Annotated in this window: 24 protein-coding genes and 2 pseudogenes; 15 read left to right on the forward strand and 11 right to left on the reverse strand. The window is 59.9% G+C overall.

Annotation, left to right across the window (positions count from 1 at the left end; translation table 11 throughout):
- Positions 1–8 precede the first annotated feature (8 nt).
- Genes X268_RS34960 through X268_RS34970 form a run of 3 tightly spaced genes read right to left on the reverse strand, consistent with a single transcriptional unit; the run spans position 9 to position 3,049 of the window.
- Positions 9–1,067: a ketopantoate reductase family protein gene (locus tag X268_RS34960; protein WP_164934239.1), complete on the reverse strand. Its 1,059-nt coding sequence runs from the start codon at positions 1,065–1,067 to the stop codon at positions 9–11.
- A gap of 35 nt (positions 1,068–1,102) precedes the next feature.
- Positions 1,103–2,077, reverse strand: a complete 975-nt coding sequence (locus X268_RS34965) for a flavin reductase (protein ID WP_128929549.1) — start codon at positions 2,075–2,077, stop codon at positions 1,103–1,105.
- Between the two features lie 54 nt (positions 2,078–2,131).
- Positions 2,132–3,049: an SMP-30/gluconolactonase/LRE family protein gene (locus tag X268_RS34970; RefSeq protein ID WP_128929550.1), complete on the reverse strand. Its 918-nt coding sequence runs from the start codon at positions 3,047–3,049 to the stop codon at positions 2,132–2,134.
- A 205-nt stretch (positions 3,050–3,254) separates the two neighbouring features.
- Here X268_RS34970 and X268_RS34975 point away from each other — a divergent pair, with 205 nt between their 5' ends.
- The 5 genes from X268_RS34975 to X268_RS34995 all read left to right on the forward strand — a co-directional run bounded on the left by X268_RS34975 (position 3,255) and on the right by X268_RS34995 (position 9,225).
- Entirely contained in the window at positions 3,255–4,553 is a 1,299-nt protein-coding gene (locus tag X268_RS34975) for an NtaA/DmoA family FMN-dependent monooxygenase (RefSeq protein WP_128929551.1), read from the forward strand.
- A 93-nt stretch (positions 4,554–4,646) separates the two neighbouring features.
- On the forward strand, positions 4,647–5,633 hold the full coding sequence (locus X268_RS34980) for a TRAP transporter substrate-binding protein (RefSeq protein WP_164934238.1): 987 nt from the start codon (positions 4,647–4,649) through the stop codon (positions 5,631–5,633).
- Positions 5,630–7,498 (forward strand): TRAP transporter large permease subunit, encoded by a 1,869-nt coding sequence (locus tag X268_RS34985; RefSeq protein ID WP_128929553.1) that lies wholly within the window; start codon positions 5,630–5,632, stop codon positions 7,496–7,498. The genes X268_RS34980 and X268_RS34985 overlap by 4 nt, the downstream gene beginning before the upstream one ends.
- A gap of 97 nt (positions 7,499–7,595) precedes the next feature.
- Entirely contained in the window at positions 7,596–8,402 is an 807-nt protein-coding gene (locus X268_RS34990; protein WP_164938220.1) for an amidohydrolase family protein, read from the forward strand.
- A 115-nt stretch (positions 8,403–8,517) separates the two neighbouring features.
- Positions 8,518–9,225: an RraA family protein gene (locus X268_RS34995; protein ID WP_128929555.1), complete on the forward strand. Its 708-nt coding sequence runs from the start codon at positions 8,518–8,520 to the stop codon at positions 9,223–9,225.
- 24 nt (positions 9,226–9,249) lie between these two features.
- Here the strand turns inward: X268_RS34995 and X268_RS35000 are convergent, their stop codons facing one another.
- Positions 9,250–10,116 (reverse strand): IclR family transcriptional regulator, encoded by an 867-nt coding sequence (locus tag X268_RS35000; protein WP_128929556.1) that lies wholly within the window; start codon positions 10,114–10,116, stop codon positions 9,250–9,252.
- A 655-nt stretch (positions 10,117–10,771) separates the two neighbouring features.
- Here X268_RS35000 and X268_RS35005 point away from each other — a divergent pair.
- Both X268_RS35005 and X268_RS35010 read left to right on the forward strand, forming a co-directional pair.
- Positions 10,772–11,230: a helix-turn-helix domain-containing protein gene (locus X268_RS35005; protein ID WP_128929557.1), complete on the forward strand. Its 459-nt coding sequence runs from the start codon at positions 10,772–10,774 to the stop codon at positions 11,228–11,230.
- A gap of 625 nt (positions 11,231–11,855) precedes the next feature.
- Positions 11,856–14,129, forward strand: coding sequence for a hypothetical protein (locus tag X268_RS35010; RefSeq protein ID WP_128929558.1), 2,274 nt, complete (start codon positions 11,856–11,858; stop codon positions 14,127–14,129).
- A gap of 546 nt (positions 14,130–14,675) precedes the next feature.
- On the opposite strand, the pseudogene X268_RS35020 reads toward X268_RS35010, so the two are convergent.
- A pseudogene (locus X268_RS35020) lies at positions 14,676–14,948 on the reverse strand (IS21 family transposase); the annotation flags it as partial.
- A gap of 178 nt (positions 14,949–15,126) precedes the next feature.
- Between X268_RS35020 and X268_RS40905 the strand changes: the two are divergent.
- Together X268_RS40905 and X268_RS35030 are read left to right on the forward strand one after the other, a co-directional pair.
- Positions 15,127–15,389, forward strand: a pseudogene (locus X268_RS40905) (IS110 family transposase); the annotation flags it as partial.
- Positions 15,367–15,867, forward strand: a complete 501-nt coding sequence (locus X268_RS35030) for a type 1 periplasmic-binding domain-containing protein (protein WP_128929559.1) — start codon at positions 15,367–15,369, stop codon at positions 15,865–15,867. The pseudogene X268_RS40905 and the gene X268_RS35030, both read left to right, overlap by 23 nt.
- A 374-nt stretch (positions 15,868–16,241) precedes the next feature.
- Here X268_RS35030 and X268_RS35035 read toward each other — a convergent pair whose 3' ends face one another.
- Complete coding sequence (locus X268_RS35035; RefSeq protein ID WP_128929560.1) at positions 16,242–16,658, reverse strand: hypothetical protein; 417 nt, start codon at positions 16,656–16,658, stop codon at positions 16,242–16,244.
- A gap of 455 nt (positions 16,659–17,113) precedes the next feature.
- On the opposite strand from X268_RS35035, the gene X268_RS35040 reads away from it, so the two are divergent.
- The 5 genes from X268_RS35040 (at position 17,114) to X268_RS35060 (ending at position 21,209) form a co-directional block, all read left to right on the forward strand.
- Positions 17,114–17,365 carry a multiubiquitin domain-containing protein gene (locus X268_RS35040; protein WP_042336969.1) on the forward strand — a complete coding sequence of 84 codons (252 nt, stop codon included), beginning with the start codon at positions 17,114–17,116 and terminating at the stop codon, positions 17,363–17,365.
- Entirely contained in the window at positions 17,352–17,735 is a 384-nt protein-coding gene (locus X268_RS35045; RefSeq protein ID WP_082847948.1) for an E2/UBC family protein, read from the forward strand. Before X268_RS35040 ends, X268_RS35045 begins: the two co-directional genes overlap by 14 nt.
- 146 nt (positions 17,736–17,881) lie before the next feature.
- On the forward strand, positions 17,882–19,081 hold the full coding sequence (locus X268_RS35050; protein ID WP_232995573.1) for a HesA/MoeB/ThiF family protein: 1,200 nt from the start codon (positions 17,882–17,884) through the stop codon (positions 19,079–19,081).
- On the forward strand, positions 19,035–20,639 hold the full coding sequence (locus X268_RS35055; protein WP_128929562.1) for a phosphotransferase: 1,605 nt from the start codon (positions 19,035–19,037) through the stop codon (positions 20,637–20,639). The genes X268_RS35050 and X268_RS35055 overlap by 47 nt, the downstream gene beginning before the upstream one ends.
- A gap of 9 nt (positions 20,640–20,648) precedes the next feature.
- Positions 20,649–21,209 carry a ubiquitination-like system serine protease family protein gene (locus tag X268_RS35060; protein ID WP_128929563.1) on the forward strand — a complete coding sequence of 187 codons (561 nt, stop codon included), beginning with the start codon at positions 20,649–20,651 and terminating at the stop codon, positions 21,207–21,209.
- A gap of 297 nt (positions 21,210–21,506) precedes the next feature.
- Here X268_RS35060 and X268_RS35065 read toward each other — a convergent pair whose 3' ends face one another.
- Both X268_RS35065 and X268_RS35070 read right to left on the reverse strand, forming a co-directional pair.
- Entirely contained in the window at positions 21,507–21,776 is a 270-nt protein-coding gene (locus tag X268_RS35065; RefSeq protein ID WP_128929564.1) for a WGR domain-containing protein, read from the reverse strand.
- Between the two features lie 266 nt (positions 21,777–22,042).
- Positions 22,043–22,636: a Cap15 family cyclic dinucleotide receptor domain-containing protein gene (locus X268_RS35070; RefSeq protein ID WP_128929565.1), complete on the reverse strand. Its 594-nt coding sequence runs from the start codon at positions 22,634–22,636 to the stop codon at positions 22,043–22,045.
- Between X268_RS35070 and X268_RS35075 the strand changes: the two genes are divergently transcribed.
- Positions 22,635–23,087 (forward strand): hypothetical protein, encoded by a 453-nt coding sequence (locus X268_RS35075; protein WP_128929566.1) that lies wholly within the window; start codon positions 22,635–22,637, stop codon positions 23,085–23,087. The two genes, X268_RS35070 and X268_RS35075, sit on opposite strands and share 2 nt — an antisense overlap.
- Positions 23,088–23,099: 12 nt before the next feature.
- Here X268_RS35075 and X268_RS35080 read toward each other — a convergent pair whose 3' ends face one another.
- From X268_RS35080 to X268_RS35085, 3 genes are read right to left on the reverse strand one after another with little or no spacing between them, the layout of a single operon-like run.
- Positions 23,100–24,218 carry a nucleotidyltransferase-like protein gene (locus tag X268_RS35080; RefSeq protein WP_128929567.1) on the reverse strand — a complete coding sequence of 373 codons (1,119 nt, stop codon included), beginning with the start codon at positions 24,216–24,218 and terminating at the stop codon, positions 23,100–23,102.
- Positions 24,199–24,507 carry a Cap15 family cyclic dinucleotide receptor domain-containing protein gene (locus X268_RS40735; RefSeq protein ID WP_210214794.1) on the reverse strand — a complete coding sequence of 103 codons (309 nt, stop codon included), beginning with the start codon at positions 24,505–24,507 and terminating at the stop codon, positions 24,199–24,201. The genes X268_RS35080 and X268_RS40735 overlap by 20 nt, the downstream gene beginning before the upstream one ends.
- Positions 24,411–24,842 (reverse strand): Cap15 family CBASS effector, encoded by a 432-nt coding sequence (locus X268_RS35085; RefSeq protein WP_210214793.1) that lies wholly within the window; start codon positions 24,840–24,842, stop codon positions 24,411–24,413. The genes X268_RS40735 and X268_RS35085 overlap by 97 nt, the downstream gene beginning before the upstream one ends.
- Positions 24,843–24,892 lie beyond the last annotated feature (50 nt).

The raw sequence follows: 24,892 nt of genomic DNA on the forward strand, positions 1-24,892 counted from the left end.
TTTCTATCTCAAATCTCGAACAGCAGCTCCGGGCGCGGGGTAACCTCGCCGCGTTCGACCTTGCGGACGATATCGACGATCCGCTCATGCGCCGGCGCTGCGCAGCCGGCCTCCTTCGCCTTGCGGACGATGAAGCCGTTGATCTCACCGATCTCGGTGCGCCGCCCCTTCTGGATATCCTGTGCCATCGAGGGACGCTGCAAATTGCTGCGCGCCTGCGAACCGGTTCCCTTCTGCATGTGCCGCTCGACCTCGGCCAGCGCCGTGGCGTCGCCTTCGGATGCCGAGCGTAGCAGGTTCGGCTCGATGCCCGTGATGTGCTCGAGGTCGAGGCCGAGCGACTGGCCGGTCCGGATCGCTTCGCCGCCGAGGCGGATGACGAGGCGGCGGATCACGGGATGGGCGTCGCGTTCGTTTCCGCTCATGCCGGTCGCGGCGCTGACGCCGTTGCGCATGCCGTTGACGCAGAGCTTCGACCAGCGCACGCCCCACAGATTGGTAGTGACGCCAGAGCCGTCGATCGGGGTAAACAGGGCGTGCAGCTCCTTCACGCGCGGCGTCACGCGCCCATGGACCTCACCGACGAGAATCGATTTGGTCTCGAAGTCGCGCGGCATGGTGCGACGGACGCAGCCCGGTTCATAGAGATCGACGGCGAAATTATTGCCGACGATGCAGCCGACCGTGCGTCCCCATCCGACGACGCCGGCGATGATCTCCTCGTTGATCGAATTCTGCGCCGAGACGACGTAGCCCTGCGGCGAGAGATACGGCCTGATGAGGGTCGTGCACCATTCGGTATCGTAGGATTTGCTGGAGATGATCGCGATATCGATCGGCCGCTGCCTCGAAAGGCTCTGCACCTCGGTGAGGTGCATCGTCGGGACCGAAACGATGCAGGTTTCCTCATCCCTCATGCCGGACAGATGCAGCCCGCGTTGGCGGATCGTCTCGATGTGCTCGGGCCAGGGATCGATCAGCGTGACGTCGTTGCCGGTGCGCGCCAAATGGCCGCCGAGATAGCTGCCGACAGCGCCGGCGCCGACGATTGCGATACGTTTCTTCATTACCATTGTTCCTTCGTCGTCGGCCTTGGTTCTTACTATGCCGTCGGTGCGCGGCGAACGAGCTTGTCGAGAACGTGCCGGCAACTCGCGATCTCGCCGGGCGAAATGCCGGACAGTTCCTTTGCCTCGATTGCGCGGGCGCGCGCGTGTAGTGCGTGGTTGCGGTCGCGTCCCATGGCCGTGAGTGTCAAGCCGCCGCTAGCGTCGGCCTCGACGAGGCCCATGCGCACTAGCTCGTTCACGGTGCTCTCCGCGGCGTTGAGCCCGAGAAACAATTCAGGCAGCAAGCTCGCGAGCGTGCGTCCCGGCAACGTTTCGATCGCGGCCATCAACCGGCTCTGCAGGACGCTGAGACCTTCGGCATGGCGACCCTCGTCGAGCGCTGCCGAGAGCACGCCATGGGCACGATACATCAGCGCCGTCATGAACTCATTCATCGGGCCGCCGGCGTGCGCCTGTCCGGTCGCCTTCGACAGGTCGGTGGGATCGGCGAAGTCGGCGGCCATGCAATAGCGTCCTTGCGCAAACAGTAGCGGGCCGCGGTCGTGGCGCACGAAGCGTTCGACTTCACCCAGCATGATCAGATGATCGCCGCCGGGATATTCGGCCGCCTTGCGGCATTCGAAGCTGCACAGCGTTCCCTCGAGCAGCGGTGCGCCGCCGATGCCGCGCTTCCAGGAGACGCCCCCGAACTTGTCGCCGCCCGAGCGGCCAAAATGATTTGAGAGAGCGATCTGGTCGCTGGATAGAATGTTTACGGCGAAATGCGTGGCGACCTTGAAGGTCGGGAAGCTCTGGCTCGTTCGCTTGGCCGACCACAGCACGAGCGGTGGATCGAGCGAGACCGAGGAGAACGAGTTCGCCGTCATTCCGACGAGCTCGTCACCGTGAGCGGCGGTGACGACGGTCACGCCGGTCCCGAATTGGCCGAGGCAGCGCCGAAACGCGGCCGGATCTGCCTTGGGATCGCCGCTGTCGACGGCCGCGATGGTCGGGGAGAACTGCTGCATGGCGTGCACTCGGCCTTCTGGTCAGTCGCTCGGAGGTTGCTGCGAATATCCTGATCACGCAGCGTGGGAGTACATCGGCCGTCCCGCCACCGGCATTTCCGCTGCGAGGATCGTACCGCTCTTCGATTCCGTGATGAAGAGTGTCCGCCGATCCGGACCGCCATAGGCGCAATTGGTGGTGAGAAGTCCCTTCGGAGACTTGATGCGCAGCATCGGTTCTCCGAGCGCGCTGAACAGCCAGGTGGCGCCGAGGCCGACGTGACAGATCGCGATATTGTCGTCCTCGTCGATCGCAAGGCCATCGGGGCCGCCACCTCCGGAAAGCTGGATGAAGGTGCCAACCTTGCTTGCGGTGCCGTCGCGCATCAGCGGCACCCGCCAGATCGCATTGGCGCGCGTCACCGCCAGAAACAGCATCGTCTCGGCCTTGTTGAGCACGAGGCCATTCGGGCTCGGAATCCGGTCGAGCACGCAATCGAGCTGGCCACTGGGTCGCAATCGATAGAGGCGGCCGCTCGGATCATGCAATCCGGTCTGCCCCTGATCGGTGAAGTACATGTCGCCGTTCGAGGCGAACACGAGATCATTGACGCCCTTGAATCGCTGCAACAGCGAGCGCTCCAGGAAGGGCTCGACGCGACCCGTGGCCGGGTCGAACACCATGATGCCCTGCTTGTGGTCGGTGATGAAGCCGCGCCCGTCCCTGTGAAACTTCAGGCCGTTCGGCTCACCGTCGTACTCCGCGCCAACACTGACCTCACCGTTCGGCGTGATGCGCAACAGGCGGCCCCAAGGAATGTCGACGACCCAGAGATCGTCATTGCGGTCAAAGGATGGGCCTTCGAGAAAGGTCGGCGTCGGTGCGCCGTGAAACTGCACCTCAGCCCATTCCGAGCGCTGGCCGCTCTTGAACAGATGCTCGGGGATTGCAGTGAAGACGCGCGCCTCCACGCTTGGCGGTGCTGCATACATCGTCGAGTTCTCCCGTGCGCGGAGTTAATCCGCGTCTCGTTAAGCCGCGCATTCCGTGACGACACGTGAGCGCAACCGGCTTGACAGCCGTGGTGATTGGCTATCTATTCTTATATAAGGATAACGTTCCGAAATGAGAACGCAAGGAAAAACCGGGGCGTCGCGCCAGCGCGATGCGGCTCGGCTTTTCGGAGGGAGCGACTTCATGCGTGGCGGCATGCACTTGATCGGGTTTCTGATCAACTCGCCTATCAATCACACGATCCTGAGCTGGTCGGATCCCGCCGATCAGCGTCTCGAGGCGATGGGAAGCCTGAAGCGCTGGCAGAGGCTTGCGCAGACCTATGAGCGCGGCCTGTTCGATGGGCTGTTCTTCGCGGATACGCCGGGTGTGTTCGACCGCTACAAGGAGCGTTCCGACGAGGCGGTGCGCTACGGCGTGTGCTGGCCGCCGCACGATCCGGTCGTTCTGCTGAGTGCACTCGCCGCCGCCACCGATCGGCTCGGCCTTGCGGTGACGCTCTCCATTTCGGCCAATCATCCCTATCAGGCGGTCCGCTCGCTCTCGACGCTCGACTATATGAGCGGCGGTCGGGTCGGCTGGAACATCGTCACTGGCCATCTGCGCGGCGAGTACCGTGCACTCGGTCTCAATCAACTCGATCACGACCAGCGCTACGATCGCGCCGATGAATATATGGAAGTCTGTCGTGCGCTCTGGAGCGGGGTGCGCGAGGGCGCGGTCCAGGCCGACAGGACGACAGGCGTCTATGCTGATCCGGCCAAGGTGGACATCATCAATCACGAGGGCGAGTATTTCCGCTGCCATACGGTGCCGCCGGCTTTGCCGTCGCGGCAGGGCCATCCGGTGCTGTTCCAGGCCGGATCCTCCGGCCGCGGCCAGCGCTTCGCGCAGAAGCACGCCGACGTGGTGTTCTCCATTCAACCGCATCTGGGCGGCATGAAAACCTTCATGCAGGAGCTCGGCGCAGCATCGGGGAGCGCGGCCGCGCCCAAGGTGACGTTCGGCGTGCAGCCGATTCTCGGAAGCTCCGAGGCGGAGGCGAGGCGCCGGCTCGACGAATTCGCCGCGCGCATTCCGCTTGAGGCCGCGCTGAGCCGCTTGTCCGGTTCGCTCGGGGTGGATTTCAGCCAAGTCGAGCTCGATCTGCCGCTCGAGGAGCAGAAGACGCAGGCATCGCAGGGTCTGATGAAGGCCATGTCGGCCTCGTTCGAGAATCGCCGCTTCACGCTGCGCGAGGCGGCGGTACGCTGGGGCCTTGCGGTCGGCATGCCGCAACTGATCGGAACACCGGAGCAGGTTGCCGATCAGCTCGAGACGATCTGGCGGGAGACCGGGTGCCACGGTTTCAATATCACGCCGACGACCACGCCCTCCAGCGTCGAGGAATTCGTTGACCAGGTGATCCCAATTCTGCAGAAACGAGGTGTGTTCCGCACCGCATATGAGGGCGAGACGTTCCGCGAAAATTTGCTGAACTGAACGGCAACGGCCACGCGAGTTGGCCGCGTTCCAACGAGTATCGTTACGAGCAGGGAGGAGATCGTGACAATGAATCACACTCGGAGAGCGTTCGTGAAGACGACGCTGCTCGCGGGCATCGGCGCGCCGGCCCTTGGTCTTTTCGCGCCGAACATCGCGCGGGGGCAGGGGGCGGTCACCCTGAAATTCGCTCATCCCGACAGCAACCTCCATCCCAACCACAAGATGGCGGAAGCCTTTGCGGGCCGGGTAGGCGAACGCACCAATGGCGCTGTCAAGATCGATATCTTCGCCGGCGGACAGCTTGGCTCCAGTGTCAGCATCGCGACCGGCGTTGCGACCGGGACGGTCGATCTCGTGTACCACACCGCGGGATTCCTCTCCTCCATCTTCCCAATGATGCAGGTGCTCGATCTGCCGTTCCTGTTCCGCGACGCGCGCAGCGGCGAAAGGGTGACCGATGGCGAGATCGGCCAGATGATCTTCGCCAGCCTCGCGCCGAAGAATGTCTATGGCCTGGCCTGGAGCACCAATGGCTGGCGGGTGGTGGAGACCACCAGAAAGGTCGTGCGAGCTCCCGACGACCTTTCCGGGATGAAGTTCAGGATCCAGCAAAGCCCGGTCTTCGTCGCGATGGCCAAGGCATTCAACGCCCAGCCCGTGTCGCTCGACGTTTCCGAGATGTATCTGGCGCTGACGCAGAACACGATCGACGGCTACGAATTCCCGCTGCTCTCCGTCGTCGCGACCAAGCTGCACGAGGTGACGAAATTCGTTTCCGAAACCAATCACACCTACAACGCGATGGCGCTGCTCGGCTCGAAGTTCAAGCTCGACAAGCTCGATCCGACGCACCTGAAGGTCCTGCGTGAGGAAGCGCTGCGGTTCGGCAACGACACCCGCAAGTCGATCGTCGAGGCCTCCGCCGCGGCCAAGAAAACCTGCCAAGATGCCGGCATCCAGTTCAACCCCGTCGACTACGCGCCGTTCAGGCAAAAGGTCGAGCCCGTGTTCGCTCAGTTCCGCACGTCGATGGGCGAGCAGCTCATCGACAAACTGCTGAAAGCCGCCGAGGGATGACCGAGCAGGTCTGTGATGTTCCGGCTTCAGGGCACAGCCACGCTCTGTCGCGCTTTGGTCTCGGTGCCATCGCCGAGATCATGGTGGCGATCGCGCTGGCGTTGCAGCTGGCCATCACGCTGCTCTCCGTGCTGATTCGCGAGGTGACGCCGTTCTCCATCCTGTCGGTGGACGAAACCGCAAAATTGTCGCTGAGCGTGATTGCCTTCATGGGCGGCGCCATCGCCTATCGGCGCGCCGAACATGCCTCGATCGAGGTCATCACAAAGCGTTTGACCCCGCACTGGCGACAGGTCCTGGGCTGCGTGGTCGACCTTGGGGTGCTGGTGACGGCGATATCCATCCTCCGGGGCAGCGCCTCGCTGTTCATGGTCCGTCTCGACGAGCATCTGCCGATCACGGGTTGGCCGACCGCCACCCTGGTCGTGCCGCTCGGGCTCGGGCTGCTGCTGATCGCCCTGACCGCCGCCGAGCGGCTCTTGGCAAAGCGCGGGCGACCGCTCCTGGTCGCGCTTGCCGCCGCTACCGTGCTTGCCGGCTGCCTGTTCGCCGATGCCAGCCTCTTCACACAGACTTTCAGCTCGCGATATTCGCTGGTGGCGCTCTTGATCGTGCTGTTCGCCATGATCGGCATCGGCATGCCGATCGGCTTCGCACTGATGGCGGGCTCGCTGATCTACCTCCTGGCCAACGACATTCCACTGGTCGCGATCGCGCAGAGCATGATCGACGCCAACAGCAACTTCATCCTGCTGGCGTTACCGTTCTTCATCCTCGCCGGCGGTATCATGGATCAGGGCGGAATCAGCGTGCGCTTCGTGCGCTTTGCGATGTCGCTGGTCGGCCATTTCCGTGGCGGTCTGCTCCAGGTGGTGGTGATCACGACCTATCTCGTGTCGGGTATCTCCGGATCGAAAGCGGCCGACGTGGTCGCCGTAGGATCCGTCATGCGGCGAGAGCTTGAAAGAACGGGCTACAAGCCCCAGGAATCCGCCGCGGCGCTGGCGGCATCGGCCGCAATGTCCGAGACGATCCCGCCGAGCATCGCGATGCTGATCCTCGGAACGGTGACACCGGTTTCGATCGGCACGCTGTTCGTCGCCGGTCTGATACCCGCGGCAGTGATTGCCGTGATGCTCATGCTGCTGATCTATGTTTCCGCCCGCAACAGCGGTTTGTCCGCCAATCCCAAAGCGACCGCCGGAGAGCGAGCCAGGGCCGGCACGGACGCGTTGCTGCCGCTCGGCATGCCGGTCATCATGATCCTCGGCATCAAGTTCGGCTTCGCCACACCGACCGAAGTGTCCTCGATCGCCGTGCTGTATGGGCTTGTCCTCGCATCCGTGTTCTATCGCGCGCTCACGCTCAGGGCATGCGCCAGAATCCTGATTGAAGCCGGACGGCTGACAGGGATGGTTCTGTTCATCGTCGCGGCCGCGGGCGCATTCGGCTGGGTGTTGACCGCCGCCGGGCTGAACGCGCATCTGAGCCAGGTCGTCGCGCTGCTCGGCAACAGCAAGTTGCTGTTTCTCCTGGGTTCGATCGCCCTGATCATCATCGTCGGGGCCTTGCTGGAGGGGTTGCCGGCGATCATCATCCTCGCACCCGTCCTGATGCCGATCGCCAATCAACTCGGCATCGATTCCATTCATTATGCGATGGTAATCATCCTGTCGATCGGCGTAGGCGTCTTCATGCCGCCTGTCGGCATCGGCTTCTATATCGCTTGCGCTGTCGTACGCGCGGACATCGACCAGGCGTCGCGATCGATGGTGCCGTACCTCGTTGTGCTCTGTCTCGGCGTGCTGCTCATCGCCTATGTCCCCTGGTTTACGCACGCGCTGCCAAATCTGATCGGGAAGTGAGGCTCCGGACCGTCTGCCGCGGTCGAAGGTCTCGACGATGTCGTGCCAAGAAGAAAGAAGAACGGTGACCCGGAGTTCTCAAGCAAGTTTCAAGACCATGCCGGGACGGACCGATACCCATTTCCATGTCTTCGGCCCGGAGGCCCGATATCCCTATCGGACCGAGCTGACCTACGCGCCGCCTGCTGCAACACCCGCAGCCTATATGGCGTTGGCCGAGCGGCTTTGCATCGATCGTGCCGTCATCGTCCAGGCCAGCGTCTATGGATCGGATAACAGCCGGCAGCTCGATGCGATGCGCGAAATCGCAGGCGTGGAAACACGTGCAGTTGTCGTCGTCGATCCCGATGTCTCGGACGAAGAACTCGACGAGCTACACCACAAGGGCGCGAGAGGCGTGAGGTTCATTGCGACCCGGCCAGGCAGCTTGCCGCTCGCACAGCTGGAGCGAATTGCATCCCGGATTCGGCGATGGGGCTGGCATGTCGCGCTGATGCTCGACGGTCGCTCCATCGTCGCGCTTGAGGACCGGCTGCAAAAATTGCCGTGCCCCTTCGTGATCGATCACCTGGCCGATCCCGACGCCCAAAAGGGAACGGAACAACCTGCTTTTCAGGCTCTCCTTCGGCTGCTCCGATCGGGCAATTGCTGGACGAAGATTTCGGCGCCGTATCACATGAATACCGCTGCACCGGCTTATGACGAGCTCGAGCCGCTCGTCGAAGCCTTATTGGCTGAGGCACCGGATCGTCTGCTGTGGGCGACCGACTGGCCGCATGCCGCAACGCATGGACCGACCCCTGACGCGACAGATCTCCTTTCGGCGCTTTATTCGTGGTGCGACGAAACCGTCCTGACCAAGATCATGGTTCGAAATCCGGCGGCTCTGTACGGATTTGGCTGATGCAATGCTCGATCATGACCGTTGGCAGATGCGGCTCGTGTGAGCACCCGAGGATGCGGCTCCGGGCAACTTGAAAACCCTTCGTACGTGAAGAACGCTTACAGAAAGAGGAAACATGCAGTCCGTCATCTACAAGCGCATTCCGCAATGCCCGGCAGACCTCCTGGCCGAGGTCGCAAAATATCCGGTCTCCGATTTGCACGAGGCACTCGGCCCGGTCGAGGGGCGCATGCAGCTCATGAGCTCGCGCATGCGGCCGATCGCGCCAGGCCAGCGGATCGCGGGCCAAGCCGTCACGTCGTATAATTTCCCTGGCGACAACCTCATGATCCATGCCGCCCTCAACGTCGCGCAGCGAGGCCAGGTGCTCGTCCTCGTCAACGGCGGTGGCGCGCACGGCTCGTTGTGGGGCGACGTGGCCGCGACCTTCGCCAAGCAGAAGGGGATTGCGGGCATCATTGTCGATGGTCCGGCCCGGGATGTCGCTGCGCTGCGTGAGCTCGGCTCGCTGACCTGGTCGACGTCGATCTCCTCCAGTCATCCCGAAAAGCGCGGCCCCGGCGCGGTGAACGTGCCGATCGTTTGCGACGGCGTACGTGTGGATCCCGGTGACGTGATCGTCGCCGATGATGACGGGGCGCTCGCGATTCCGCTGCGCTCGCTCGAGCGTGCGGTGAAGGGCGCACGGGAGCGCAATCGGAAGGAGATCGAGCTGCGCGACCGTCTGAAGACCGGCTCGTCGTTGTTCGAGCTGCTGCAGATGGACAAGAACGTGCAGGCCGCCGGCGCTGAAATCAGGGATACTCTCTGGATTGACGGCTGACCGGACGGCGTCCCTGGCGCGAGGTCATTTCTTGCGCCGCTTGCCGGTGTCGGCCCGCTCGGCAGAATCTTCTGCCGGCGGATATGGGCCGCGATAGCCGAGGATCTGCGAGATCTGTTCGGCGGCCTTGAAGGTCAGCCGCTCGATGTGCTCGCGCGCAAGCAGCAGGCGCGCGGTAGGGCCGGCGATCGTCACCGAGCAGCTGACGAGGCCGGCCTCGTCAAAACAGGGGCTCGCGATGCCGGTGGCGCCATCAATTATACCATTAGCGTCGACAACGACGCCGCGGTGACGGATTTCGGGGAACATGGCGACGAGTTCCTCTTTCGAGGATGTGTCGTCCGTGAACTTTACAAACTTGGTCTGGGTCAGATACGCCGTCTGAACATTCTCTGGTAGGAATGCCAGCATCGCCTTTCCTGCGGCCGTACAATACAGCGGCCGCCGGTTGCCGATGCGGACCGCAAAGCGCAGCGGCTTTTCCGATTCGATGACATCGACGTAAGATATCTCGTGGCCCTCCTCGGAGAGGACACCGAGCAGGATCGTCTCCTCGGTCTCTCGTGCGAGCCGCTCCAGGACGGGACGCGCACATTTCGGGAACGATCGAGCCTGAGCCAGGCTCGCGCCAAGCTTGATCGCTTGATCGCCGAGAATGTAGTGGCCGTTGTCGCTGCGAGCATATCCCCCGCCTTCGAGCGCGCGCATGAGGCTGAAGACGCTCGTTTTCGGCAGTTTTAGGCGGTCACTGAGCTTTGCCAGCGTAAGACCTTCCGGTTCGGCCGCTAACGCCTGCAGGATATCCATCACCCGAAGCGCCGAACGAGGGCCGCTGAAGGCCCGTTCGGTTGTCCTCGCGTTGTTGGACATTTGTTCGTCGTGGCGTTTCATCGGTTGATCTTACTTTCATTATTCCTGTCATTCGATTAGCCAGAGCGCAAGCAGCCCAAGCGAGCATCAGTTGAGGGTCCAGATAGACCGTTCTAACAGCTATAGGTTATACTCCACGCAGCCGACCGCGACGCGGCTGGCCGTTGTCTACCCATGTCATCGCCAATGGGGCGGATTGGGCTCAGGTGCTGAAAGAATATGAAGATCTCCCCAGCCATGCCTCGCTAGGTCCGTTTAATCGGCGTGGAACGAGAAGCGCACGAGCGCAAGCTCCGACTGCACGACCCTCGGATGCGTATCGAGGGTCAGAGCCGAGCCACATTGCGGATGAAGCCGTCGGTCCTGTTAGGATGTGAGAGCAGGGCCGGGGGGCTGAACGGAAAAAGATCAGTCTTGATAAAACAGCCTTCCCCCTATGCGTAGGCTCTGCCCAGAATTACTTCTGGACTTCACCGGGCGGTTGCCCGGTCCTGGGCCAGTTCCGCAGCATTCCATGCTTATCCGGGGCGGCCCCGAAAGTCTCACCTTGCATTGAGCTACTTGACCCCGGGGAGGGGACCCCAGCCAACCGGAACTTCAGTATTTTCGTTTATTTCACTTGTTGCGTTTATTTCGAATATAGCCTACATACAATGCCGTACCGAGGAGAACAACGATTACGATGCCAGCCTACGCCGAAGAGCTGGGAGGTACTCGCCTGCCTTCCGCGAGCGAGAAGGCGGCAGCCAACCAGCTTCGTCAAATACTCGCGTCGCATGCGACTGGGGATGCCAAGCTACGCGTGCTCGACGATGCTCAAAAGGCTGCTGAGATAACCTTGTCGCCGGCCCTGTCGAGCCTCTTAATGGAATTGCTTCGGCACATCGGCCGCGGCGATGCGGTGACCCTTGTGCCTGTGCATGAGATGTTGACCACACAGCAAGCTGCCGACATCCTAAATGTCTCACGTCCGTTTCTGGTTTCTCTGCTAGAGAAGAACGAAATTCAGCACGTGACAGTGGGGCGTCATCGCAGGATTAGGGCAGAGGATCTATTCGCCTATAAGCGCACGCGTGATGAGAAGCGAGGCAACGCGCTTGCGAATCTCGCCGAGCTGGACGCGGAGCATCTGTAAGCTTGTTTGCGAATCGTTTCACCGCATTCGTCGATGCGTGCTCCCTTGCGAGTGCCCTCAAAAATAGACTGGCCTCAGGCAGCACAATTTTGATGCAGCTCTGATTTCGGATATTCCAAAATGAAGGTTGTGCAAATCAACGAAAGCTGACTGAGATCAATCGCCTGCGTGTAAAACGACCCGCTGGCTGTCTCCTGCACTCGCGCCACTCTCGGTCTCTGCGCCGAACTAGCGCTATCAAAGGCAGTATTCCCGCGACTGGACCACCGATAGATCATCGCTTCCAACTGCCCGCGAAGGTCAATCGAATGCTCTGCGTATTCAGCCCGACTGTGATCGCACCATCGGCTCTGCAGCGTGCGCGTCCGATACCTCGCCTGCTGAGGGCCCACCAGCCTCTGCTTTAGGGCGGGGAGTGTTGCGCTCCGTCTCCACGGCCTGGTTGCAAAGCAGGACGCGTGTCTGCAGACCGGAAACCTCAAACCAAGGCATCTTCTATGGAATTGGAAGCACGGTGATTCTGATTTTCGTGGTGAGTCCGGGAGAATGCCGTTCGTCAGCTGATCGTCAGCCAAGCCGTCTATCTAATTAGGCTTCACGTTCTCGCCTGGATCGGAGTTAGAATATGACGGGTATTGGCCGGCCTGGCAAATCGCTCGTTGGGGCTCCCGGAGCCGACAGCACTTGGGACTCGAGCAGTTTGCGTTCAGAATCGAGTCTCGCCGCTGGGGAGGGCGGCCAATCCTTCTATTCCATCGTGGAGCGAATGCGCTCTTGGCCTCAGGATAGAGCGGCGTTGGTCGGCAGCCAGCCGCGAACTTCGGATATGGCAGTCCCCATTTCATCGACGGGTGACGAGATCAAGGCAACAAAGCGACAAATGGAAAGCCTGCTCTCGGAAGTTGGCGCTCGCAGTAAGGCGGCCATGCAAGCGCGGAGCTCGTCAGAGGCACAAGAGCTGATCGACAAGCTCATCCAGGTCGGCTCAAAAGTTCTGGAGTACTACGCCAGCCTGCCCCAGCACGAGGCGCGCAGGATTCTGTCTGACGATCAGGCTCGCGGTCTCCGGGACGAGGTGCTCCATGCGGCGGAGCAATGTAACGCTCTGGCCACCCCGACCATCTACGCCTTGGAGCAGAGCAGGAAAAGTGCAACCGTCGTGCTCCAACGGATGCTATCCAACACTCCCTCTGACCTACTGAACCGAGCGGTTTCCGGCGTAGCAAACCGCTATGCGGACTGCATGGAGTGGTGGGGAAAGAAGGCGTTGCGTTCGGAACGGATGCAATGCGTCTGCGCCGCTACTGCTAATTTACCCAATGTAACGGCCCAAAAGCGGCAGGCCGACGAGGCCGCACTGCGGCTGCACAGCGGTTGGGCACTGCACACCAAGTGCATGCATCTGCAATCGCAGGTCGCTCTCGCACAAATCATGATTGAGCCTCTCGAAAGCACGTTCGACCCAGCCACGAGGGAAATCCTCATGGCCGAGAACGGACGGGCTCGCCTGCTCGGCACTTTCATCGATGACGTTTTTCCGGCATTCATATCGACAAAGGACGCAGTTCTACAGAGCCAAGGACGCGCACTCGACGCGGCGCACTGCGCGGTCCTGGAAGGAGTTATGGAGCGGCTTTCTGAATTTGCGTTGGGAGTGCACAACCTCGTTTCAAAGCTAAGGGGTCAGGGGACCGGTGACGACCTGCCATTGAAACTGTTGCATCAGATCGTGGAAAGCGCGTGGGTCACTGCACACGACGTTATGCGGCTGCTGGATCTACAGCCCAAAACGTCGGCCATCAATTCACCGGCGGTCGAAGCAGGGGCTGCGAAGCCGGCCAACGCTACGCGAGAGGCTGTAGCGGCCGAAGGCACTTCTGCGCGCAGGAAGGGTAAAGCCAAACGTACACCGAGCACTCTCGCCGGGAGTTCGGCACGCGACGGGACGCAGCTGCAGATCGCTACAACCGACAAAGCCACGGCGCCAGCAGCCAAAGTTGTGGTGCTCTCGGATCTGGGTACGAAGAAGCTCGTGAGCGCGGAAGAGGCGCATGCGAGGGCGACATCCTCGGCGACGGCACACTTGGCGATCTGGCAGGCCCCGCCATCAATGGAGACGCTGGCGCGCCTACTCGAGCGGTTGGACGCACTTTTGCAGTTTGATCTGGCTGGTCAGCAACGGGCCGTCTCGCAAGCCCGCCAAATGAAGCCCGAGGACGCCGACCACGTTGTGGATGCCGTGATCGAGCGCCTGCAGACCCAGGCCGCCGAAATGCAGGCTTGTGAGGGTTCGCTCGCGGAGCCTGGTCGACGTATCCTACTCACGCCAACGCAAGTGCCCGAGGTGCATGGCAAGCTAGTCCGACTCAAGATGATGCGGGCCGAGGCGCAGGGGCTCGCCAAGACTTTGGACGAGCGAAGGGCATTGACTAGGATTGAATGCATGAAGACCTACGGCTTTCCGTCGCAGAAGTACCTTGAACAGTTGCGCGCGGCCGGGGAGTTGGCGCCTGCCGATCTACCGCGCGCGTTAAAGGGCGAGCCAGGGGTGCTGTTTCAGGTTAAGCTGCAACCCAAGGCGCTGCGCAATGGTGCAATGCCGAGCCCCATGTGGGTTCACATCCATACGAAGCGACCGGTACATACGGGCCAGTTGGCGACGCTGGATGACGCCGACTTCGCCGCTTGCCACGTCAAGTCCAACGAACAACGCGGCTATAATCAGCAGTGGCAGAACGCCCGGGCGGCGACGGGCTGCGAAAACGTCGTGATTCACCGCGGCAAGCTCACGCCTGCGTTCTGTAAGTCCTTGTTGGCCACAGTGCGTAGTGACATCCCACCCTATCGGCTTGCCGAGGCGGAGCAACTGTCAACGCAGGCCGCTCGACTTGGGATCTAGGGGCTTTAACGGTAGAGTACCGAGTGGCGACATCATTGGTCAGACCAGGAAATCCGAAGCCAGTGGGCCGTAATCGGGGTCGTGGGCCTACAAGCTGGCCGGCGACAGCTTGCGCGCGACTGTCCGGTCTGGCCGCAGCGATTGGAAGGAGACAAACTGAGCGTCGGGCGCACCCTTTCGCCGACGCGGACGATCAGCCCGCGTAAGTAGGTCAGGCAGGCTTTGTTGCAGCGAGTCGCCAGCGCGATGTTTCGACAGGAGATTTGGTACAAGTGTTGCAGGTACGAGGTGAGGTCTTCGATGCGGAAATTCTTTCGGTGTTGGGAAAGATCTATGATGAAGCGGTGGCGGCGCTGCCTGCAAGTATGCGAACTCCCGTCAATCGAACAGAGCTTGCCAAGCTGGTACTTAGGCGCACGGCCGCTGGTGAGGCCGAACTGGCTCTCCTAAGAAGGCTAACGGTGGCTATTGCGCCAGTCGCTTAGGCGAGCAGCGGTTGAATGCCTCTACTTGAATTCCAGAACTATAACCGCGTTACCACGGCCGGCGCAGGTCTTCGAAGATCCGGATCAACGTCAGCTGTTCACGAGCCGGTTTAGCATCGTTCGCCGCGAGCAGTCCGTCAAGCTCTACTGGCCATCCTCCCAGCTTTGGCCGCGGCTGCACTTGGCGGTCAAACTCGAAGGAGGTCTCCCCAGACCTCAGTACCTTTCGGACCGTGTTCCGCGACACCTTCGGGTCACAGGCGATCTCCTTGATCGTCTTGCCTCTGATGAAGTGCTCACGCCGTATTCGCGCAATCGTCTCCATGACCAGCATCGCCGACCACCTGCTTCATTCCAAAGCAGGCAGCGCAACAGCCCAACTGGGTCAATGTTGGGCGCGATCCCGGCTTAGGGGGGCAATATTGCAGACGATGACGTAATTGCGGTCGCGCCCGCGGCACGAAAGGTCCACTATCTTCAAGCCCTCCACCATCTTACGAATCGGAGGGGCTATGAAGCAATATGTTGGGCTGGATGTCTCGCAGAATGAAACGTCAGTGTGTGTGCTCGACGAGGTCGGTCAGGTCTTGTTAGAGGGAAAGGCCAAGTCCGACCCCGGGCGCTCACGGCACTGCTCCGCAAGCGAGCTCCACACGCCGAGCGCATTTGTTTTGAGACCGGGACGATGGCGAGTTGGCTGTGGCACGAGCTTCGTAGGGCTGATCTTCCAGTGGTCTGTATCGACGCTCGGCATGCGCAGGCGCCTTTGTCAGTGCTCGAACCGCTCGGATTCTCAGTCATTCTCGCGCAGTCGCGCTACGACTCTCCCCTCGCAGGATCGCCTGCTGACTGCACTGCTGTCGCGGCGGCCGGAGGCGATCATCATGGTCGGATCACCCGCAACGGAGGAGGGCGCTCGCCTGCTGCGGCATGCACGCAGTCCCGTAGGTGAAACACGGGAGCTGCCATCGTCTCCAATCGATGCAGTCGTCGGTTTCGATAACTACCAGGCGGGCGATACCGTCGCCCGGCACTTCGTCGCGCAAGGACGCAAGAACTTAGCGTTCATCGACGGCACCGACCCGCGCACGACCCGCCGCCGGCTCGGATTTCGCGACAACGCCGTTGCGAGCGGCCTTACTGACCCACGTCGGCTGATCCTGGACCGCAACACGGCCTGCACGACGCTGGCGCATGCGCAGCTTCCCGGCGTAGACGCCGTGTTCACGGCTAATGATGCTGCCATCGGTTAAATGGCGGGCTTGCGCAAAGCCGGTTCTTGCGCGAGGCCTGCCTCTGAGGCCCACACTTCTTTGAACGTTCCAACGGTTCCGCTACAGCGTCCAGCACCAACATCCGGCCGACGCTTGCGACCTGCGCCAGCATACACTTCGATACGCGGCCACAACGGTCGTCTTATGTCGTCCGAATAGTCGTCCATTGTGAGCACCCTTGCTGAAGATGACTTTTCTAGCGGGGATCACGCGACTACGCAACCGACGACAGCAGGTACTTAGGGACCAACTTCAGACTACACAATTTGATGCAAACTCAACTTCGGATATTACATAATGAAGGTTATACGAATCAATCATCTTCGATGCTGGAGCCAAGGCCCGTCCTTTGCTCACGAGCGAGCTCTCGCACGTTGCAACTGCCGCAACGCTTGGCGTCGGGTTTGTTTGCGCAGGCGTCGAACCGGCGTGATCGACGGCATCGGCGACAGTGTCGTGGCTGGCGCCGGCTCCTCGACCGCGCGGGCATCAGGCAGCTCCATTGGCTGAGCTGGTGCGGGCCGCGCCTCCATGACCGCGAGAACCTCGCGTCCCTTATCAGTGATGCGCCAGCCGCCGTTCCTTCGCTCGATGAGACGTTGGGAGAAGATATCCAGGTCAGGCACGCGGGCCGCCAATCGCTTCGTGCGTTCGGCCCAGTCCCGTCCGCTGGTGGCCAGAATCGCCATATCGCGCTTGATGTCCTCCAGGACGGCGAACCCGTCCGGATAGCTGACCAGCACCTTGAGAACCGTCACCTGGAAGTTCACTGCCCCACCCGTACGCGGCTTCCGCGAACTTACTTCCCTACATCTTAGAGGCACTCGAGACCTCCTGTCGACTCACGCCATTCATTCGTTGGTTTGTCTTGGAGGTGCGGGCGTGGTGATGGCGTAGCACTCCAGCTCGGAACGGTCATGCCCGCGTCGGGATTGAGGATAGTTGACGTGCAAGCTTGAAGAATTCACCCGCGCGCGGCGCCGCAAGCAGCCGCTTAGATTGCTTCCGCGATCCAGGACGCAGCTAGGCCCGCGCGAAGCGGCGGCGTTTCGCCACTCGCTGGTAGCCGCCAGTCACGTTGAGCCGCACGAACTCGGCGCAACTGACAGGCACCTAGCTGCAAGATCCAAGGGGAGAAGACCTTGACACTGTTCTTTATTTGTTCTAGCTGATAGCATGCGCATCGGTCTTCGTCGGGAGGCCGCACCGGAGCAGGTAGGAGATCATGAACGACAAAAAAGAAAAGGAATTCCACTTTTTCGTTGATGGGGTGAAATACGAGACCGAGCATTCTTATCTCTCCGGGGCCGACATTAAGCGGATCGCCAAGATCGAAGCGAATTATCAGCTTTTTTTGGAAGAGCAGGGAGACACGCCGGATCGTCCGATCGCTGACCCAGATACAGTGCCCCTGAACGATCGGATCAAGCATTTTTTTGCAGTGCCGCCGGCGACATTTGGACATGGAAATCATTGATAAGCAGTTTGCGGCGCTCCAACAGCATTTTCCCTTGGCGCGTCGAACCCCGATGTCCAACGGAGCTGTATTGGTTGAGATTCCGGAATTCGATCTTCCAGAAGGTTGGAGCATCGCTAAAGGGACCGTCATTTTTCTGCTGCCACCGGGATATCCTTCGGCACAACCGGATTGCTTCTGGTTGGAACCGGGGCCTGTTCGCTTGGTGGACGGCGGCGCTCCAACCGCCTCGAACGATGCCAATCCGGTCCCAGGGGGTGAGCCGCGAGGCACTTGGTTTTCGTGGCACTTGCAATCTTGGAATCCAAATCGCGACAACATGCTGACCTATGTCAACGTCATCGCGCAACGTCTAAACCCCGCACGATAGTGGACGATCTTCTCATCACCTTTGCCGATCTCGACTTCGTCCGGCGCTCCGTGCTGGGCGGTCGAACCGAGTTATGCTTGGTCTTGATGTGCGGCAGAACGTCTCGGGCCGACGGTCGTGCAAGGGTGTTGGTGCGAGAGGTCGTAGTGCCCGCTGAAGACGACTACACTCGGCGCAGCCAACTCGAAGCAGAGCTGCGGCCTGCGTTCATCGCCAGGTGGGCAAAGATTGCTGCGCGGACCAAAAGTAGCCTGGTGTTTGTGCATAGCCATCCCGGGAGGGCCGCGCCCGAGTTTTCGCGCATTGACGATGCGGGCGAGGAGGTTCTCGCACACTTCTTTCGGCATCGAACCCCTGACTTGCAGCATCTGGCCCTTGTTGTGAGCGACGGAGGGTATGCATGTCGCTACCTTGGAAGCGACCGACATCTTCGTCTGATTGCGGTAGGGGATGATCGACGAGTCCTGTTTGATCCCAGTCGATCACACGACCCTTCCGATCTTTACGATCGGCAGGTTCGGGCCTTCGGTCGTGCCGGGCAGAGCATCCTCCAAAGCCTCAGGGTGGGGATCGTGGGACTTGGTGGCACGGGATCGCTGGCCGTGCAGCAATTGGCTCACCTCGGCGTCAAGGAGTTCGTTCTAGTTGATCCAGATGACGTCGAGCTGACTAATTTGAACCGCTTGGCAGGGTCCGCATCTGCCGATACGGGGCAGGCCAAAGTCGCGGTGGCCGAGCGATATATTCGCGCAGTTCAACCTCGTGCCGTAGTCACCTCTTTTCAAGAGAACGTCGTCTTCGTCGAAACCGCAAAGAAATTGCGAGACGTTGATGTGCTGTTTTGCTGCACCGATTCACACGGTAGTCGAGCCGTCCTTCAGCAATTAGCTTATCAATATCTCATTCCTTGCATCGATATCGGGACGGTTATCGCCGTTAAGGGGGGCAAGATCACTCACATTACCGGCCGCGCCCAGATGCTGTCGCCTGGATTGGCTTGCCTCACCTGCGGTGGCCTCTTGGACGGTAACGAGGTCCGCCGCGACATGATGTCGGAGGCCGAGCGCAAGCAGGATCCTTATCTCGTCGGCGCTCGTGAACCTGCGCCCGCGGTGATCTCGATCAACAGCACTATTACCTCGCTCGCCATCACCATGTTCTTGTCCGCTGTTGTCGGCGTGCCATCGCCGGCGCGGCATCTTCTGTATGATGGTCTGAGAAGTCGCCTCCGGTCGGTCAAGGGTGAGCCCGTCCAGGACTGCATCGTCTGCTCGCGGGCAGGCGTTTTGGCAAGGGGCGATGGATTGGCTCTCCAAGGCCGTCTCGCTCAAAATGTCAATCGTTGACGTTACAGCTTTTGGTCGGTCGGAGGTTGGCTGGATCGGCGCCGATCCCCCGGCTGAGGCTAAGGCGCCGTTTCAAGACCGCGGCCTCACGATCAGACAACAGCAGATTACCGCTTTTCAGCCGATGGAGCCTGCTCTGTTGGCGAGCCTTGCCGCCGTCGTAATCGTCCAGCAACAAGATTACCCATCAAGATTCCAGCGAATCGTTCGAAGCTGCCTTAAGCACCTGCTTGATTACGAATGCCGCGTCTTTGTCGTGCCGTTCGGCGTTGCTGGTCTTCCGCAAGTGTATAGATGTCTGGAAGAGGCGCGTGTGTTTGCCAGCAACCTTCCGAGCGACGTCCTGCGCAATCAGTTCACGTGGCAGAGATCATTGGGCGATCCGATGCCTCTCCCCCCGCTGCCGCACGTCACCATCTTGTCGCCCATTGCCAATTGGTCGGAAGCGGCCAACTTCTTGGTTCGGCATCTCCCCGGCGAGGCCGTACAAGAGTCTGTCAGTTTCAGCTTCGCTCCCGAATGCGAGTTTGGAGAGAACGACGCTGGTGTTGGCCAAGTCCTTCTGAAGCGCGCATTCAGAGGTTACACGGCCGTGCATTTCAGTCCAATGACCGAAGGCCGGTCCGGGGCTGCCGTATACCGTGCCTACCCGGTCTTCGGCGCCTTTCATACTATGCCGCGTTTTGTCAAACTCGGTGATCGCAGCAAGATCTTTCAAGAATTTCAGAATTACCAATTGAATGTCGAGAAATACGTGCCTTTCAATCTCGGGCCGCGATTGAACTACGATTTATGCTGTCTCGGATCGACACGCGGTGTGCTGGTCGGCGATCTCATCGAATCCTGCGAGAGTCTAAGGCTTGCCGCACGGAGCGGCCGGGCCGGGCCGGCAATATCGTGCCTGTTCGATCGAACGCTGCAAGCGTGGTATCGAAATATCGAACGCCGAGATACGCCACTTTCGCAGACCCTGGGTCCGCGCTTTCCAAAGCAATTTGACCGGCGCCGGATGCAAAGGGCGCGATCGATCGGCTCGAGATGCGACCGCGATCGACTGTTTACATTGTTCGAATACTGCGCAAGTTCTCCGGTGTTATTCGCAAAGATTCATGGCGATCTCCACGTCGACAATGTTCAGGTGAGGGGGCACGAGGCGCTCGTCATCGACTTCTATGCCAATCAGGATGGACCGCTGGTGTGGGACATAGCGACCTTGGAGGCCAGCCTATTGGTCGATGCCTTCGATAATCATGAGCTCTGGTCCTTCGATGAGTGGTGGAGGTCGATTGAGCAACCGTATGGTGGTAAGCCGCTCGACATGCTGCTCGGGCACGGTGATCCGCGCGATCCGCATCGCTGGTTTCACGAAGCCGTGCGACAGATCCGGCACTATGCCGCGCGTGTCGCGTCAGCAGATCAATACGGAGCGGCTCTTGCACTGGCCCTTCTGAACAAGGCGGCCAAAGATCCAAACCTGAAAGGTCCTGAGGATGAGCGTCGCGCCGCTGCGTACGTGTTAGCAGAGCGCATTCTCAACAACAACTTCGCACCGCAGTGAGGCGAATTCATGGGCATCGTCATTCTCAACTTTCGGGCGAAGGTTTCTTCACGAGGCGAGGCGGACCAGCACCTGTCGAAACCCGGCGATGCTGTCCTGGTCAACCGCGGTGGTCCACGTTGGCTTGTGTTGTCCTGTCCTTGCGGTTGCGGCGAACGATTTCCAGTCAACCTCGATCCAAGAAGTGGGCCCGCCTGGCGTATCTACAATGCGGAAGGAGGAAAAATGAGTGTGTTTCCTTCTGTTTGGCGCGATACCGGCTGTCAAAGTCACTACATCATCTGGCGCGGACGTATTTATCTGTTCGGATCAGACAATGATGCGGAAACAGACGCTGGTATTGCATTGGACGATTTGCTCGAGCCAGTGTCGAAACGATTGTCGTCCGCCGCTTGGCGGTCATTTGTCGAGGTCGCCGATGACCTCGGAGAGATCCCTTGGGACGTTCTGGAGGCCTGTCGGACCCTCGCTCGCAAGCGGGTGGCCGAGGAGGGAACTGGCAAGCTGAGAAGCCACTTCCGTTTACGTTCGGCCTTGGGAAGGACGGACAAGGTCGACTTCACGGCTTGAGAACGTTTGCTTCAAACGGCTGCGAATATCGAAGATAAAATAGTCAGCTCGCGTACTCGTCACTTGATTGATCAGCACGAGAGCGCGTTGGGGCAGGGCAAGTTGGGTTGAATTGCTGCGCTGGCAAATAGCTCGTTCTGCAAATGCTCGATACTAAAAGAGGTTGTGATCGGCTAGGATTACTTGGATTCGCATAATGAAGATTATGGAATACTTTTGCAATTCTTGCGAATAGGACTGAAACGACCTTAGATTACTTTGATATACTTATTTCGGCTTTTCGTCCAGCCCAGCATCTCACGCCGGGTCACAGCTTGACGAGTGCCGCTGGACGTAACCACGACTGGTTTTTCGCCTGAGCCAACACTCAAGGGCCTCGACGGCCTGCGCGTGACCATCGAACAAATCGAGCCGCCGTCGACCGCGCCCACCGAGGCGCCCCCATTCACGCACCAATGCCGTATCGCCAAACAGCGTCGGCTCGATCGTGAGCACATAGAACCGCGCCATGTTACGGGCCGGATCGCGACGCTCGAGCACGAGATATTGCACGGTGAGTTCGGACATGCGCCAGAATCGCAATTACCGAATCGACCGTCCAATTAAATAAATGAACCGATCAGGGCCTAAGATTCAGAAATTTCATTGTGGCAACAAACGCCGAGGCCAAGCGTATCCGCTTTCCGCCGATGACCCCGTCAAGCGCCGCCCGATAGAGCTTATGCCGTTGCGTCGACAACTGCGCCCAATCGATTGCGAGGCCTTTAGCGGTACAGCCCGGTCATGGATGCCCCCACCCCCGCCGATCGCAAGATCGGGCGCGGCATCGTCGCCTAAAACCAGGCGTGCCTCTCCAGTTTGAACTCGGCGATGCCATTTGTCGGCTGGTCCGTAAAATATTCACCGCTTAAAGTCTTCGTCCCCGACATCCCAACACTCATTATAGCCACGCCTCGATAAATCGTAGGAAGCCCAGGCTTAGTGTACTCAGCCTTCCGTCGATTCTCGAAGACGTAGTACACATGGTATTGCGTGCCGGTAGGATCGCGTGTGGCTACAACCGCCAGCGTAGTCGAGGTCGATTCCCTGGTTTCGAGGACAAGAGACATCCCGCTCAAGTGATGTCGGATCGTCAGCGTGGCATCCCTGAGCTCCTGCCTGTCGGGTGGACCATAGCGCAGCACACCGGTCCACCGGCCACCCAAATAGGGGAATGTCATACGCTGAAGTATCGGGATAGCACGCCATGCCCCGTAGATGACGACAGCAAGAGCAGCAGGTATGCCAAAGACATACCTGGAGAATATCCAGACGTCTTCGTAGGTGTTGCCGGTGAATACATCGGCAAACTTCAACCCTGCGAATATCGCTATCGCCAGACAGACGACTATCGTAAATAGAAGCCGGGTCTGAAGAAAGTTGATCATGTCGAAGACCGAAGCCGCGATGACTGGAATAGACGAAATCTTCAGGATTCTGGCTGGACGTCCAGCAGCTTTCGATCCGCTGATTTGCTGTCTCTACCATCAGAATAACCTACCACGTTTCGCCGAGCCAATGCCGCGCGATCCTTCCCCCGAGGTGGGCCAATTCCTCGACCAGAATTTTGCGGAGACCGTGCGAGCAGCAATCGCTTTTAACGAGGCGATTCACGATGGAGCGATCATGGCTGCCGTAGATCATCATTCGCGCTGTACCATCACGGGGTGGTCCTACCGCCTCTTCCCTCCCCCCTCAGAGATACCCCCACCTGTCAACAAAGGATCGGCGTTCAACAGTTGCGTGGCGATGTCCCTCGTTCCCGGGATCCTGGCTCTCTACCTGGTCTCCAAGGGCACGACGTGGAGATTCGAACGCGGCAGCGTCAATAGGCTTTAGCGGCCCGACGACTTAACTCGGTATCTCGATCGACTCGATGGCGCCTCGCGCCACCCCCCAGGGTATGCCCAGATCGAACGTCAGTTGCGGCTTCTGCTCCTTGGCGACGTTCTTCACGAGATCATCGATTTCATGTGAGAGCGCCTTCATGCCTTCGTACTTCTCCTGTGTGTCGAAAATGAACCGGGAGCTGTCCGGGACGCGCAACTTCTTTGCTTCTTCAGGGTTGTGATACAGGTAATCCAAATGTCGCTGCACCTCCGCGAGGACCCGTAACTCGTAGAGATATCCGATTTTCAAGGCCGTCTGATCCGCGTGATACATGGTAGCGGCTATGTCGAAGCTGGGGAAATTGATCTTGGTACCCTCCTCGACCGCATCAGCCTTGACGTTCTTGCAGAGCCGTATGGCCTTCCTCAGGCCGCCGAGACACGAACTGCAACGATCTTCGATCAGCTTTATGTGTTTGAATGGGAAGTTCTCGATTGTCTTCGGCACTTTGCGATCGAGAATAACAACTCCTCGGTCGTGAATCTGTCTAGACTGCTGGTAGACGACGGTATCGTACCAGTGGGACGGAACAACATCCACCGGTCGCGCCAGAGACCCTCCAGAAACGGCGACCGCCTTCCCACCGGACGTATCGACGTCGGCGGCTGGAAAGTTCAATGGCAGGATCTTCTCGATCGAGGAACGTAGTTCGCCTAGCACTCCAAGCGAGTTGCGCGCCGTGGGAACATAGGTGCCTGCCGCGGGCCCCGACGAGTGGAATATGAGGAAACCGGTCTCCAGCACGAGCAGATCGACGTCGCTGACTCCCCGGATATGGACGTTGAGGGGCACCGACCCCTGAAGCCGAAATTCGACCGAATCGATGGATTTCTGGATTTGGTTGCCCACGCGCTCGGCCGTTTCGACACTGATTCTGGTGTACTCAGGTCCCACCTCCTGCATCGCGCCAAGCGCATATCGCGTGTAAGCATGCGACGGAGCCCTATTCTGCCAGCTTTCCGCAGCCAAGCTCTTCGACAACACTTCCTTGCGGGAAGCCTCGTTGAGTTTTCCAAGACGGTCGACGCCCCTGCGACGCAGGCGCAGTTTGTTCAGTCGACTATTGATGTCCCTTACCATGGTCCCTCTTCAAACTAATCGTGCCAAATGTGAAGCGGCCGTGACCGTTGAAATACTCGCCCTCTGCTGATTCCAGATCTTTCGAGAAAATAAGCATGCAGGAACCGAGATGGCTTCTTAAGTCCACCTCTCCGATAGCCGGGTCGTTCCGATAGTTGTACAGAAGCCTATATCCCTCTGCGTCGTCGCAGATCAGGGCTGCCCAATGCTGTCGGAGCCCGATTGATCCGTCTTCAGCCTCACTCGGATCTTGTCCCAGGTCTGAAAGATCGTGAGGGTCGCCCTCCATGCGTAGCCGAGGCTCCCGTCGGGCTTGAGGCTTCGTCCTTCGCAGGACCAGCTCCCAGCGAGATCCGGGACCTTCAGCGCCGCATTCAGAAAGGGCCATCGCCACGCGTACCGATCGAGCGTCCAATAGAGCGCCGCAAAGACCATGCCCGCACCGACGAGGGAAAGGACCGATGGTGGCAGGTTGACATTGAGCCCGAAGCGGTTCGCCACGTCGACCACGGAAAGCAGCGTGAAAACGATCGCAGCCGATACCGACGCGGCGATCAACGTTAGGTAGCGTCCGACCTTGGCTCGGTTCAGTCCACCGTGCAACGAATAGTCGTGTTGTTTCACTTCAACGTTCCATTTGGCAAATCTCGATTGCGACACATTGACCGAAACTT

The organism is Bradyrhizobium guangxiense, from assembly GCF_004114915.1.
GTDB classification, from domain to species: domain Bacteria; phylum Pseudomonadota; class Alphaproteobacteria; order Rhizobiales; family Xanthobacteraceae; genus Bradyrhizobium; species Bradyrhizobium guangxiense.

Coding starts and splice junctions, on each gene's coding strand:
- X268_RS35060 (WP_128929563.1), top strand. CDS start 20,649: ATGGGCATCGTCATTCTCAACTTTCGGGCGAAGGTTTCTTCACGAGGC.
- X268_RS34985 (WP_128929553.1), top strand. CDS start 5,630: ATGACCGAGCAGGTCTGTGATGTTCCGGCTTCAGGGCACAGCCACGCT.
- X268_RS34965 (WP_128929549.1), bottom strand. CDS start 2,077: ATGCAGCAGTTCTCCCCGACCATCGCGGCCGTCGACAGCGGCGATCCC.
- X268_RS34975 (WP_128929551.1), top strand. CDS start 3,255: ATGCGTGGCGGCATGCACTTGATCGGGTTTCTGATCAACTCGCCTATC.
- X268_RS34990 (WP_164938220.1), top strand. CDS start 7,596: ATGCCGGGACGGACCGATACCCATTTCCATGTCTTCGGCCCGGAGGCC.
- X268_RS35075 (WP_128929566.1), top strand. CDS start 22,635: ATGTCGAAGACCGAAGCCGCGATGACTGGAATAGACGAAATCTTCAGG.
- X268_RS34970 (WP_128929550.1), bottom strand. CDS start 3,049: ATGTATGCAGCACCGCCAAGCGTGGAGGCGCGCGTCTTCACTGCAATC.
- X268_RS35030 (WP_128929559.1), top strand. CDS start 15,367: ATGCGCAGGCGCCTTTGTCAGTGCTCGAACCGCTCGGATTCTCAGTCA.
- X268_RS34960 (WP_164934239.1), bottom strand. CDS start 1,067: ATGAAGAAACGTATCGCAATCGTCGGCGCCGGCGCTGTCGGCAGCTAT.
- X268_RS34995 (WP_128929555.1), top strand. CDS start 8,518: ATGCAGTCCGTCATCTACAAGCGCATTCCGCAATGCCCGGCAGACCTC.
- X268_RS35040 (WP_042336969.1), top strand. CDS start 17,114: ATGAACGACAAAAAAGAAAAGGAATTCCACTTTTTCGTTGATGGGGTG.
- X268_RS35045 (WP_082847948.1), top strand. CDS start 17,352: ATGGAAATCATTGATAAGCAGTTTGCGGCGCTCCAACAGCATTTTCCC.
- X268_RS40735 (WP_210214794.1), bottom strand. CDS start 24,507: ATGGAGGGCGACCCTCACGATCTTTCAGACCTGGGACAAGATCCGAGT.
- X268_RS35055 (WP_128929562.1), top strand. CDS start 19,035: ATGGATTGGCTCTCCAAGGCCGTCTCGCTCAAAATGTCAATCGTTGAC.
- X268_RS35070 (WP_128929565.1), bottom strand. CDS start 22,636: ATGATCAACTTTCTTCAGACCCGGCTTCTATTTACGATAGTCGTCTGT.
- X268_RS35000 (WP_128929556.1), bottom strand. CDS start 10,116: ATGAAACGCCACGACGAACAAATGTCCAACAACGCGAGGACAACCGAA.
- X268_RS35065 (WP_128929564.1), bottom strand. CDS start 21,776: ATGTCCGAACTCACCGTGCAATATCTCGTGCTCGAGCGTCGCGATCCG.
- X268_RS35080 (WP_128929567.1), bottom strand. CDS start 24,218: ATGGTAAGGGACATCAATAGTCGACTGAACAAACTGCGCCTGCGTCGC.
- X268_RS35010 (WP_128929558.1), top strand. CDS start 11,856: ATGACGGGTATTGGCCGGCCTGGCAAATCGCTCGTTGGGGCTCCCGGA.